Genomic DNA, 12,210 nt, shown 5'->3' with positions numbered 1-12,210 from the left:
CCAGTCTGTCACCGACGGGGTGGTTCCCCCAGCGGGGGCCGGCCGGCGGCCAGGTCCCGCAGCCGGGCGCGGTCGGGCTTGCCGGGCCCGCGCAGCGGCAGCGCGGGCAGCACCAGCAGCTGCCGGGGCGCGGCGTGGCGGGCGACGTCGCGGCCGACCCGCTCGCGGACGGCCTCCAGGGTCGGGACCGGGCCGCCGGGGTGCTCGGGCACGACGCAGGCGACGACCCGCTGGCCCCACTCGGGGTCCTCGACGCCGACGACGACGACCTCCCCGACGCCGGGCAGCCCGGCGAGGGCGTCCTCGACGACGGCGGGGGCGACCTTCAGCCCGCCGGTGGTGATGAGGTCGTCGACGCGGCCCAGGACGTGGACGCGGCCCTCGCGCAGGTCGGCGGTGTCGTCGGTGCGGAACCGGCCGTCGCGGAAGGCGGGGTGGCCGGGCAGCCCGCGGTAGCCGCGGGCCACGACGGGCCCGGCCAGGACGAGCCGCCCGTCCTCCAGGGACGGCTGGACGCCGTCGAGGGGCACGCCGTCGTAGACGCAGCCGCCGCACGTCTCGCTGGAGCCGTAGGTGGTCACGACGGCGATCCCGGCGGCGCGGGCGCGGGCCAGCAGCGGGGCGGGGGTGGCGGCGGACCCGACGAGGACGGCGGCGTAGCGGGTGAGGGCGGCGACGGCCTCGCCGCCGGCGTCGAGCAGCCGCACGAGCTGGGTGGGCACGAGGGAGGTGAGCAGGTGCCGACCGGTGGCCGCGGCGGTGGCGGCGACGAAGGCGGCGGCGGTGGAGGGGCCGGGAGGCAGGACGACGGGTTCGGTGCCGGCGCGCACCGAGCGCAGCAGCACCTGCAGCCCGGCGACGTGGTGGGCGGGCAGGGCCAGGACCCACTGCTGGGTCCCGGCCCCGGGGGCCAGGCGGGCGGCGGTGGCGGCGGCGGAGGCCCGCAGCGCCCCGGCGGGCAGCAGCGCGCCCTTGGGGGTGCCGGTGGAGCCGGAGGTGGCGACGACGACGGCCGTGGGGTCGTCGGGGGAGTCCTCGGCGGGCGTGAGCGCGGTGCCGGGGGCCAGGGCCGCGGGTGGGGCGGTGCCCTCGGCGTGCGGGGCCAGGGCGTGCGGCAGGTCGCCGGCCAGCGCCCGGGCCAGGGTGGGCAGCAGGGACAGGACGGCGTCCCCGGTGGGGACGGGCAGCGGCAGCAGGGGACGCACCGGCGCAGGGTAGGTCAGGGGGCTGCACCCCCGTCGAACACGTACCGTTGTCACTCGGGACGCACGGTGAGTCATCCCCGGTGGCGGACCGTTCGGCTTGCTCCATCCGGGGGGAAGCAGTTCGCTGATCTTCGATGGAGCGTGACCACTTGGTGTCGGAGTGTCAGGATGAGCCCCGATCCGGTGGACGTCGAGGAGGTGGCGGATGAGCGGAGCCGTCCGCGAGCGCCGCCCGCTCGCGAGCGTGGTCTACGACGGTCTGGTCGTCCTCGCCGCCCTCGTCACCTGCGCCGCCGCCGCCTGGTCCTTCCTCGGCACCGACGCACCCGGCCGCTGGGGCGAACTGGCCCTGTGCCTCGTCGTCGGCTTCCCGCTCATGCAGCTGCTGACCCGCTTCCCGTTCGCGATCAACACCAAGCACGCGGGCATCGAGGTCCAGTTCGACATCGGCGTCCTCGTCTTCCTGCTGTGCTTCGCCCGGCCCGCCACCGCCGCGCTCGCCTGGTGCCTGTGCGTCGTCCCCACCAACCTGCTGCAGCGCAAGAGCTGGGTCAGCCGCGTCTACAACGCCGGCATCGGCGTCCTGTTCATGCCGGTGGCCCTGGCCGTCCTGCACGCCCTCGGCACCTCCGGGACGGTCGAGGGGCGCGCGCGGGCCGTCGCGGTGCGGATGGACCCCGGTGAACTGCTGGCCGTCGCGCTGGCCGTCGTCGCGGTCTTCGTGGTCGACGTGGGCGTCTCGGCCGTCTCGGTGGCCGTGCAGGAACGCACCTCGGTTAAGGACGAGCTGCTGCACTCCGGGGCGGGGCTGGCGATGGGCACCAGCGTCGCCGTCGGCGGGCTGGGCTACCTCGGGGCGCTGGTCTACGAGCACCTGGAGCCGTGGGCGGCGCTGCTGCTGGTCATCCCGATGGTCGTGACGATGGTCGCGACCCGCGCGATGCGCCAGACCCGCGACGTGGCCCGCCGCAGCGAAGCGCTGTTCGAGGCCGCCACCGCGCTGCACACCCAGGGCCGGCGCGCCGACCTGGCCCGCGCCCTGCAGAAGCACGCCCGGATGGTCGCCGGCACGCCCGCCGCGATGGTCCGCTCCGTGGGGCCCTCGGAGGACGAGATCGGCGTCCCCGTGGTGGCCGGGGACGGGGTCGTGCTCTACATCACCGCCCCCCGGCGGCGGGACCCCAACCAGCGCGCCTCCGACGAGAAGGCCCTGGAGGCGCTGGCCTCGGTGGGGGAGGCCGCGTTCTTCCGGGTCAGCGCCAGCGAGGAGATGCACGGGCTGGCCCGCCGCGACGTCGTCACCGGGCTGCCGAACCGCCTGCAGTTCTCCGAGCGGCTGGCGACCGAGCTGGACCGGGCCCGCGACGGCGGCCGCCTCGACCGGCTCGTCGTGCTCTACCTGGACCTCGACGGGTTCAAGGGCGTCAACGACCGGTTCGGGCACGACGCCGGCGACGAGCTGCTGCGCCTGGTCGGGTCGCGGCTGCGCGACACCCTGCGCGGCGGCAGCACCGTCGCGCGCCTGGGCGGGGACGAGTTCGCGGTGCTGCTGCCCGACTGCCCCGACGTCGAGGGGCTGTGCCGCCGGGTCCTGGTGGCGCTGCGCGTGGAGGTCCGCATGCGCGGGCACGTGCTGCGCGTGCAGGGCTCCATCGGGTTGTCCCGGGCCCGCCCCGGCGACGACGTGGGGACCCTGCTGCGCAACGCCGACACCGCGATGTACCGGGCGAAGGTCACCGGCAAGAACCGCTGGGTCGAGTTCCGCCCCGAGCTGCTGGAGGAGGAGATCGCCCGGCTGCAGGTGATCGAGGACCTCCAGCAGGCGCCCGCGGAGGCGTTCGTCGTGCACTACCAGCCGATCGTGGACCTGCAGGGCGCCGGAGCGGGCGCCGTGGGGGCGCCGGTCGTCGGGCTGGAGGCGCTGGTCCGCTGGCGCCGCGACCGCGGCGGCACCGTCGAGCCGCTCGTGGGGCCCGAGGAGTTCATCGGCCTGGCCGAGCGGTCCGGGACGGTCGTGGGGATCGGCGACTCGGTGCTGCGGCAGGTCGCGCGCGACGCCCCGCACATCCAGCGCAGCGCCGGCCGGCGGCTGGACCTCATGGTCAACGTCTCGCCCGTGCAGCTGCGCCACCCCGACTTCACCGAGCGCGTCGCGGCGGCCGTGCGCCAGACCGGGGCCAGCGGCTGCCGCCTGCACCTGGAGATGACCGAGTCGGTCATGATCGACGACGACGTCGTCGACCGGTTGCGGGACCTCGCCGAGACCGGGGCGCAGCTGACGATCGACGACTTCGGGACGGGGTTCTCCTCCCTGGGCTACCTGCGGCACCGGCCGTTCTCGTCGTTCAAGATCGACCGGAGCTTCGTCCGCGACATCGCGACCGAGCCCACGGCCCGCGCCCTGGTCGAGGGCATGGTGAAGATGGGGCAGGCGCTGGGCCTGACGATCGTCGCCGAGGGCGTCGAGCACGTCGAGCAGGCCGAGATCCTGCGCGCGATGGGCTGCCAGCTGGCCCAGGGGCACCTGTACTGCCGGCCGGTGCCGGTGGACGAGATCGCCGACGTCCTCGGCACCGCCGTCCTGCCGCAGCTGTCCGCCTGACCGTGCGGGCCGGCGGGTGAGCGGCGTGCCCGCCCCGTCGTCCGGGCCGGCCGTGGCCGTCGTCCTCGTCGTCCTCGTCGTCCTGGTCGCCGTCGTGCTGACCCGGTCGCTGCTGCGGCAGCGGGTGGCGCTGCGCGCGGTCCGCGCCGAGCTCGCCCGCGCGCAGCGGCGCGAGCGGGAGTCGCGGGCCCCGCGCACCGACCCGGTGACGGGCCTGCTCAGCGGGGCGGGGTTCTCGGCCGTCGTGCAGGACGCGTGCCGGGGGCCGGAGCGGGCGGCGGCGCCGGTGGCCGTGCTGCACCTGGACCTCGACGGGTTCCGGGCGCTGAACCGGGCGCACGGGCGCGCCGCCGGCGACGCCGTGCTGGTGGAGGTGGCGCGCCGGTTGCGGACCGCGGTGCGCGGGGCCGACGAGCCGGCCCGGCTCGGCGGGGACGAGTTCGCGGTCCTGCTGGCCGACCCGGACGCGGCCGTCGACGTCGCCGTCCGGCTGCTGGCGGTGCTGTCGGAGCCGTACGAGGTCGGCGCGACCCGGGTGCGGGTGGGTGTGGCCGTGGGCGTGGCCCACAGCCGCGTCGCCGGGGCGGGGCTGCTGCGGGCCGCGGAGGCGGCGGTGGGCGCGGCCAAGGCGGCCGGCGGCGGGTGCGTGCGCGTGTGGGACGAGGCCGCGGACCGGCGGCACGACCGGCGGGTGCGGACCGTCGAGCGCCTGCGGGCCGCCGTGCACGCCCCCACCGGCGACAACCGCCTGGAGGTGCACCACCAGCCGACGGTGGACGTGGACGCGGCGGTCGTCACCGGCACCGAGTGCCTCGTCCGGTGGGTGCGCGACGGGGTCGTCGTCCCGCCCGACGAGTTCGTCCCGCTGGCCGAGGAGCACGGGCTGGTCGCCGACCTGGGCCTGGTCGTGCTCGAGCGGGCGGTCGCCGAGGCGCCGGTCCTGCACGAGGCCGCCGGCCGCGCCCTCGTCGTCGCGGTGAACGTCTCGGCGTCCCAGCTGCACGACCCCCGGTTCCTGCCGGCGGTGGAACGGGCCGTGCGGGCCCTGGGGGAGGACCGGCTCGTCCTGGAGATGACCGAGAGCGTCCTGGTCGCCGAGGACGAGGCGACCACCGCCGCGCTCGACGCCGTCGTGGCCGCCGGCGCGCACCTGACCGTCGACGACTTCGGGACGGGGTGCGCGACGCTGGCGTACCTGCGGCGGCGGCCGTTCTCGGCGTTCAAGGTCGACCGCTCCTACGTGCGGGACCTCGAGACCGACCCCCGGACCCGGGCCCTGGTCGAGGGGCTGGTGCTGCTCGCCGCGACGATGGGGATGGGGCTGGTCGTCGAGGGCGTGGAGACGCCGGGGCAGGCCCACCTGCTGCGGCGCATGGGCGCCCCGACCCACCAGGGTTTCCGGTACGCCCGGCCGGCACCGGTGGGTGAGGCCGCGCGGGTCGTGGCCGACCTGCGGGACCGGCTCGGGGCGGCGGCCCGGGGCGGCGCGGCCGACCGCTGACCGCAGTCACCGGTGTTCACCGTGGGTGTACACACTTCATCCGAAGACAACACACAGGAAACGCTTGCGAAACACCTGGTCACGAGGGTGTTCCCGACCGGTCCACCCCCGGACCGGCCGAGGAGCTCGAGGAGAACCGTGCGCGTTTCCCGCAGGAACTTCCTCCGTGGCGTGGGTGCCACCGGAGGAGCCGGAGCCATGTTCGGGGCGATGGGTGCGCTGGGCCTGGCGCCCGCCGCCGTCGCCACCCCCACCACCGCCTTCACCCCGCCCAAACCCTCCGACTTCACCCTCTCGGGCCGCTCGGCGCGCACCGTCCTCGTCCTCGGCGCCGGCATCGCCGGGCTCACGACGGCGTACGAGCTCGGCAAGGCCGGGTACCGGGTCACCCTCCTGGAGGGCCGCGGCCGCCCCGGCGGCCGGAACTGGACCGTCCGCGGCGGGGACACCGAGACCGACCTCAACGGCGAGACCCAGCGCGTCCGGTTCGCCGAGGGGCAGTACATGAACGCCGGCCCGGGCCGCATCCCGCAGCACCACGTCACCATGGACTACTGCCGCGAACTCGGCGTCCCGCTGGAACCGTTCGTCAACCAGAACGCCAACGCGCTGCTCTACTACACCGGCGACACCGCGGTCTCGAACCAGGCCGTCACCCACCGCGCGGCCAAGGCCGACGTGTACGGCTACGTCTCCGAACTCCTCGCCAAGGCCACCGACGCCGGCGCCCTCGACGGGGAACTGTCCGGCACCGACCGCGAGGCGCTCATCGAGTTCCTGCGCGACTTCGGCGACCTGGGGAACTCCACCGGCGACCCCGCCGCGGCCAACCTCTACCTCGGGGGTTCGGGCCGCCGCGGCTACGACGTCGCCCCCGGCGCCGGCCTGCAGTCCGGCACCGTCTCGCCCGCCCCCGGCCTGAGCGACGTCATCGCCAGCGGAATCGGCCGGGAGTTCTCGTTCGAGTTCGGCTGGGACCAGGCCGTCATGATGTTCCAGCCCGTCGGCGGGATGGACCGCATCGCCCACGCCCTCGAACGCGCCGTCGGGCCCTCGAAGATCCGTTACGGCGCAACGGTCACCGGGATCCGCACCACCCCCACCGGCGCCGACGTCGACTACACCGACGCCGCCGGCGTCCCGCACACCGCCACCGCCGAATTCGTCGTCAACACGATCCCCCCGCACCTGGCCGCGCGCATCCCGCACAACCTCGGTCCCGCCGTCACGACCGCGCTGCAGGCGCCCCGCCCCTCGCCCACCGGCAAGATCGGCCTGGAGTACTCCCGCCGCTGGTGGGAGGAGGACCGGCGGATCTACGGCGGCATCACCAACACCGACCTGGACCTGTCGCACATCTGGTACCCGTCGTCCGGTTTCCACGGTTCCTCCGGCGTCGTCGTCGGTTACTACAACTACGGCCAGGACGCCCTGGACTACGCGGCCCTGCCGCACTCGGCCCGCCGCAGCCGGGCCGTCGTCAACGGCGCGCAGATCCACGGCGACGTCTACGGCCGCGACATCACCTCGTCGTTCTCGGTGTCCTGGAGCGCGACGCGGTTCTCCGAGGGCGGCTGGGTCGGCTGGGCCGACCAGGAGGGCCCGGACTACCGGACGCTGCTGGCGCCCCAGGGCAACGTCTACTTCGCCGGCGACCACCTCTCGCACGCCATCGCCTGGCAGCACGGCGCGATGACCTCGGCCCGCGCCGCCGTCACCGCCCTGCACGAACGGGTCATGACCTCGTGACCACCCCGCCGTCCCCGACCGGAAAGAACTCCTGGAGGCCCGTCGTGAAGAAGCACCGCCGTCCCCTGGCGATCGCCGCCGGCGCCGCCCTGCTGCTGGGGGCCGGAGCCGGGGCCGGGGTCGCCGCGGAACGGTTCACCACCCCCGAACCCGGGACCGTCGCCGTGAACCTGCCCGTCGGCAGCACCAACCCGAACATCGCCCGCGGGGTCGGGATCGGGGCCGGGACCGCGATCTACAAGTCGTCGGGCACCGGCCCGACGCTGGTGAACCCCGCCGCCCCCGCCGGTTCGGCCGAGTCCTACGTCGACTACGCGTCCTTCGGCGGGGAACTGCCCGGAGGGGTCACCCTCACCGAGGCGCAGGGCCTCAACGCGCTCGCGGCGATCGGGGAGAACCTGGCCTCGGTGGGCCTGGACTTCGACGACGTCATCACCATGCGGGTGTTCCTGGACAACGAGGCCGGGGCCGAGGTCGCCGACTTCGCGGGCTGGAACCGCGCCTACCGGCAGTACTTCGCGAACGTCGACCTGGAGGCCCGGGAACCGGTGCTGGTCCCGATGGGCACCGGTGAACCGGCCGCCCCGTTGCGGGAGAACGCCGCCGTGCCCTCGCGCGCCGCCCTGGAGATCGGCACGCTGCCGGTGCCGGGCTGGCTCGTGGAGATCGAGGTCGACGCCGTGTACCCCGAGCAGCACCCCGTCGACTGAGACTCCTCCCCCGGGGCGGGTGACCGCCCCGGGGAACCGGTCAGAAGTACCAGGGGAACGGCGACCAGTCCGGTTCCCGCTTGCCCAGGAACGCGTCGCGCCCCTCGACGGCCTCGTCGGTCATGTACGCCAGCCGCGTCGCCTCCCCGGCGAACACCTGCTGCCCCACCATGCCGTCGTCGACGGCGTTGAACGCGAACTTCAGCATCCGCTGCGCCGTGGGGGACTTGCCGTTGATCTCCGCGGCCCACTGCAGCGCGACGGTCTCCAGCTCGGCGTGCGGGACCACCTCGTTGACCATGCCCATCGCGTGCGCCTGCTGCGCCGTGTAGGGCCGGCCCAGGAAGAAGATCTCGCGGGCGAACTTCTGGCCCACCTGCCGCGCCAGGTACGCCGACCCGTACCCGGCGTCGAACGAGCCGACGTCGGCGTCGGTCTGCTTGAACCGGGCGTGCTCGGCGCTGGCCAGGGTCAGGTCGGCCACGACGTGCAGGCTGTGCCCGCCCCCGGCGGCCCACCCCGGGACGACCGCGATGACGACCTTCGGCATGAACCGGATGAGCCGCTGCACCTCCAGGACGTGCAACCGCCCGCCCTCGGCCTTCGTGCGGCGCTCGTCGACGGTGTCGGCGGTCTCGCCCTCGGCGTACTGGTACCCCGAGCGGCCGCGGATGCGCTGGTCCCCGCCGGAGCAGAACGCCCAGCCGCCGTCCTTCGGGCTCGGGCCGTTGCCGGTCAGCAGCACGCACCCGACGTCGGGGGTGCGGCGGGCGTGGTCCAGGGCGCGGGCCAGCTCGTCGACCGTGCCGGGGCGGAACGCGTTGCGGACCTCGGGGCGGTCGAAGGCGATCCGGACCGTCCCGCGGGCCGGGCCGTCCACCGTGCTGCGGTGGTAGGTGATGTCCCGCAGGTCCTCGAAACCGGGCACCTCCGCCCACGCCGAGGGGTCGAAGGTCTCGCTCACACCGGGAAGGGCCGACACGTCAGGCAGGGTAGTCCGGGCATGCTGGGCCGGTGCCGCCCGCCGCCCCGCCCACCCTCCCCGACCTGCCCGACCTGCCCGACCTGCTCGACGCCGCCCACGTCGTCCGGCTCCCGCTGCGCCGCCGGTTCCGCGGCATCCTCGAGCGCGAGGCCGTCCTGCTGCGCGGCCCCGCCGGCTGGGGGGAGTTCGCCCCCTTCCTGGAGTACGGCCCCGCCGAGTCCTCCCGCTGGCTCGCCGCCGCCGTCGAGGCCGCCTGGGACGGGTTCCCGGTCCCGCTCCGCGACCGGGTCGAGGTCAACGCGACCGTCCCCGCCGTGGCCGCCGACGACGTCCCCGCCGTCCTGGCGGGGTTCCCCGGCTGCCGCACCGCGAAGGTCAAGGTCGCCGAGGCGGGCGCGGACTTCCCCGTCCGGCTGCGCGAGGACGTCGCCCGCGTCGCCGCCGTCCGCGCCGCCCTCGGCCCGGGCGCCGCGGTCCGCGTGGACGCCAACGGCGGCTGGAGCGTCGAGCAGGCCGAACGCGCCCTGACCGAGCTGGCCCCCCACGGCCTGGAGTACGCCGAGCAGCCCTGCGCGACGCTGGAGGAGATGGCCGAGCTGCGCCGCCGCCTGCACGCCGCCGGCACCCCCGTGCCGCTCGCGGCCGACGAGAGCGTCCGCAAGGCCGAGGACCCGCTGCGGGTGGCGGGCCTGGAGGCCGCCGACGTCGTCGTCCTCAAGGTCGCGCCGCTGGCCGGGGTGCGCCGCGCCCTGGAGGTCGCTCAGGGCTGCGGGCTGCCCGTCGTCGTGTCCTCGGCCCTGGACACCAGCGTCGGCATCGCCGCCGGGACGGCGCTCGCGGCCGCGCTGCCGGACCTGCCGTTCGCCTGCGGGCTGGGGACGGCCGCGCTGCTGGAGCACGACGTCGTCACCGACCCGCTGCTGCCCGTCGCCGGGCACCTGCCGGTCGGGCCCGTCGCGGCCGACCCCGACCTGCTGCGCCGGTTCGCCGCGCCCGCCGAGCGCCGGCAGTGGTGGCGGGAACGGATCGCGGCCGCCCACGCCCACCTGCCCTGACCCCGTCGATCGAGGACACCCCTCCCGCGATCAAGGACTCAGGTGTCCTTGATCGCGGGGAGGGGTGGGGGAGGGGTCAGGCGGTCGCGGCGCGGACGTGGTTGGTGATCCGCGCCGTGCACAAGCGGCGGCCCTCCTCGTCGGAGATCACCACCTCGTGGCTCGTCAGGGTCCGCCCCAGCGAGATCGCCGTCGCCACCCCCGTCACCCGCCCCGAGCGCACCGACCGGTGGTGCGTGGCGTTGATGTCCGTCCCCAGCGCCAGCCCGCCCGGCCACACGTGCAGGTACGCCGCGACCGACCCCAGCGTCTCGGCCAGCACGCAGCTCGCCCCGCCGTGCAGGAACCCCGCCACCTGCGTGTTGCCCTCCACCGGCATCGTCGCCACGGCGCGGTGGGCGCTCAGCTCCACGAACTCGATGCCCATGCGGTCGATGAGCGTGCCGGGGGTGAAGGAAGCGAGGATCTCCTCCAGCGGAGGCGTCGGCTGCGTCACCCGGGGCAGGCTGCCACACCCGGGCGGGCGCACCATGGAGGGGTGAACCCCTCGACCGCCTTCGCGACGGTCCTCGTCGACGCCTTCGTCCGGCTCGGCCTGCGACACCTCGTGCTCAGCCCCGGCTCGCGCAGCGCGCCGCTGGCCTACGCGGCCGCCCGCGCCGCGGACGAGGGCCGCCTGCGGCTGCACGTGCGCGTCGACGAGCGCAGCGCCGGGTTCCTGGCCCTCGGGCTGGCCCGGGCGGGTGAACTGGTCGCCGTCGTGACGACCAGCGGCACCGCCGTCGCGAACCTGCACCCCGCCGTCCTGGAGGCCCACCACGCCGGCGTCCCGCTCGTGGTGCTCTCCGCCGACCGCCCGCACGAGCTGCGCGGGTCCGGCGCCAGCCAGACCGCCGACGCGCAGGCCCGGATGTTCCTGCCGTCGGTGCGCTACAGCGCCGACCTGCCCGCTCCCGTCGACGCCCTCGCGCAGGCCCCGGCGTGGCGGTCCGTGGTGTCCCGGGCGGTCGCGGCGGCCCGCGGCCTGCGCGGGGACGGACCAGGCCCGGTGCACCTCGACGTCGGGTTCGCCGACCCGCTGACCCCCTCGCCCGGGGTGTTCCCCGAGTCCACGACCGGGCTCACCGAGGTCGTGGGACCGTCTGCGCCGCAGCCGGTTTCCCTGCCGCGCGGGCCGCGCACCCTCGTCCTGGCCGGTGACGCGCCGGACCCGGCGACCGGGCGGGCCGCGCGCGAGCTGGCCGAGTCCGCCGGGTGGCCGCTGCTGGCCGAGCCCAGCTCCGGGGCCCGCGGCGGCGAGCGGGCCGTCGGCCCCTACCGGCTGCTGCTGGACGCGTTCGACGCCGCCGGGCCGCTGGGCGCGGTGGAACGGGTCGTCCTGTTCGGCCACCCCACGCTGTCGCGGCCGGTGACCCGGCTGCTGGCCCGCGACGACGTCGAGCTCGTCGTCGTCAGCCCCGCCGGGACCTGGCCGGACGCGGGGTTCCGCGCCGCCCGGGTGGTGCCCGCCGTCACCGTGCAGGGCCCGGCCGGGGCCGCCGAGCAGGACTTCGCCGGGCGCTGGGACCGGGCCGCGAAGGTCGCCGTCGAGGCCGTCGACGCGGTGCTCGACGAGGCCGGCGACCTGTCCGGGCCGTGGGCCGCCCGCGAGGTCGTGCAGGCCTGCGCCGCCGACGGCTCCACCCTCGTCGTGGCCGCCAGCAACCCCGTCCGCGACGTCGACCTCGCCGCCCGCGCGCTGGGCGTGCGGACCGTCTCCAACCGCGGGCTCGCCGGGATCGACGGGACCCTCGCGACCGCCGAGGGCGTCGCGCTGGGCCTGGGCGCGACGCGGCTGCTGGTGGGCGACCTGGCCTTCCTGCACGACGCCAACGCGCTGCTGCCGGTGCCCGGCGAGCCGCGCCCGGACCTGACGGTCGTGTTGGTCAACGACGACGGCGGCGGGATCTTCGAGACGCTCGAGCACGCCGCCGCGGTGCCGCGGTCCACGTTCGAGCGGGTCGTGGCGACCCCGCACGGGGTGGACGTGGCGGCGCTGTGCGCGGCCTACGGGGTCCGGCACGTGCGGCCGGGGACCCGCGCGCAGGCCGCCGCGGCGATCGCGGGACCGCCGAGCGGGGTGCGGGTCGTGGAGCTGGTCACCGACCGGGCCGCGGTCCGGCCGCGGCTGGAGCGCATCGCCGCCGCCGTGCGCGCGGCCGTCCTGGACGCCTGACCCCGCCGCTCCCCTCCCGCCGCTCCCACCGGCGATCAAGGACACACGTGTCCTTGATCGCCCCGCGGGTCTCCTTGATCGCCGGTGGAGCGGGGGAGGAGGGGTGCGGGGAGGGGACGGGGTGGCGGGGATCACCGCACCGGGGCGCTCGCCCGGACGGTCCGGCTCGCGCGCGGCTGCGAGACTGG

At 76.1% G+C, this 12,210-nt stretch carries 9 protein-coding genes; 6 read left to right on the top strand and 3 right to left on the bottom strand.

Going from position 1 to position 12,210, the window contains the following annotated elements:
• Positions 1–8: 8 nt before the first annotated feature.
• Complete coding sequence (menE, locus tag ACRYRX_RS02870) at positions 9–1,205, bottom strand: o-succinylbenzoate--CoA ligase (RefSeq protein ID WP_432510296.1); 1,197 nt, start codon at positions 1,203–1,205, stop codon at positions 9–11.
• 205 nt (positions 1,206–1,410) lie between these two features.
• On the opposite strand from menE, the gene ACRYRX_RS02865 reads away from it, so the two are divergent.
• The 4 genes from ACRYRX_RS02865 (at position 1,411) to ACRYRX_RS02850 (ending at position 7,767) form a co-directional block, all read left to right on the top strand.
• Complete coding sequence (locus ACRYRX_RS02865; RefSeq protein WP_432510295.1) at positions 1,411–3,807, top strand: putative bifunctional diguanylate cyclase/phosphodiesterase; 2,397 nt, start codon at positions 1,411–1,413, stop codon at positions 3,805–3,807.
• A gap of 25 nt (positions 3,808–3,832) precedes the next feature.
• A complete protein-coding gene (locus ACRYRX_RS02860; protein WP_432510294.1) occupies positions 3,833–5,308 on the top strand; it encodes a putative bifunctional diguanylate cyclase/phosphodiesterase in 1,476 nt (491 codons plus the stop codon).
• Positions 5,309–5,506: 198 nt separating this feature from the next.
• Entirely contained in the window at positions 5,507–7,057 is a 1,551-nt protein-coding gene (locus ACRYRX_RS02855; protein ID WP_432510293.1) for a flavin monoamine oxidase family protein, read from the top strand.
• A 44-nt stretch (positions 7,058–7,101) separates the two neighbouring features.
• A complete protein-coding gene (locus ACRYRX_RS02850) occupies positions 7,102–7,767 on the top strand; it encodes a Rid family hydrolase (RefSeq protein WP_432510292.1) in 666 nt (221 codons plus the stop codon).
• Positions 7,768–7,807: 40 nt separating this feature from the next.
• Here the strand turns inward: ACRYRX_RS02850 and ACRYRX_RS02845 are convergent, their stop codons facing one another.
• Positions 7,808–8,749 carry a 1,4-dihydroxy-2-naphthoyl-CoA synthase gene (locus ACRYRX_RS02845; protein ID WP_432510291.1) on the bottom strand — a complete coding sequence of 314 codons (942 nt, stop codon included), beginning with the start codon at positions 8,747–8,749 and terminating at the stop codon, positions 7,808–7,810.
• Between the two features lie 32 nt (positions 8,750–8,781).
• Here ACRYRX_RS02845 and ACRYRX_RS02840 point away from each other — a divergent pair, with 32 nt between their 5' ends.
• Entirely contained in the window at positions 8,782–9,807 is a 1,026-nt protein-coding gene (locus tag ACRYRX_RS02840) for an o-succinylbenzoate synthase (RefSeq protein WP_432510290.1), read from the top strand.
• A gap of 76 nt (positions 9,808–9,883) precedes the next feature.
• Here the strand turns inward: ACRYRX_RS02840 and ACRYRX_RS02835 are convergent, their stop codons facing one another.
• Entirely contained in the window at positions 9,884–10,312 is a 429-nt protein-coding gene (locus tag ACRYRX_RS02835; protein ID WP_432510468.1) for a hotdog fold thioesterase, read from the bottom strand.
• A gap of 33 nt (positions 10,313–10,345) precedes the next feature.
• Here ACRYRX_RS02835 and menD point away from each other — a divergent pair, with 33 nt between their 5' ends.
• Positions 10,346–12,022 carry a 2-succinyl-5-enolpyruvyl-6-hydroxy-3-cyclohexene-1-carboxylic-acid synthase gene (gene menD / locus ACRYRX_RS02830; protein ID WP_432510289.1) on the top strand — a complete coding sequence of 559 codons (1,677 nt, stop codon included), beginning with the start codon at positions 10,346–10,348 and terminating at the stop codon, positions 12,020–12,022.
• Positions 12,023–12,210 lie beyond the last annotated feature (188 nt).

The sequence above is a fragment of the Kineococcus lubricus genome (assembly GCF_050871965.1).
Lineage (GTDB): Bacteria > Actinomycetota > Actinomycetes > Actinomycetales > Kineococcaceae > Kineococcus.
This window is presented reverse-complemented; position numbering and strand designations above follow the sequence as displayed.

Excerpts from the sequence above, each read along its gene's own strand:
- ACRYRX_RS02855 (WP_432510293.1), top strand. The coding sequence starts at position 5,507 with ATGTTCGGGGCGATGGGTGCGCTGGGCCTGGCGCCCGCCGCCGTCGCC.
- ACRYRX_RS02865 (WP_432510295.1), top strand. The coding sequence starts at position 1,411 with ATGAGCGGAGCCGTCCGCGAGCGCCGCCCGCTCGCGAGCGTGGTCTAC.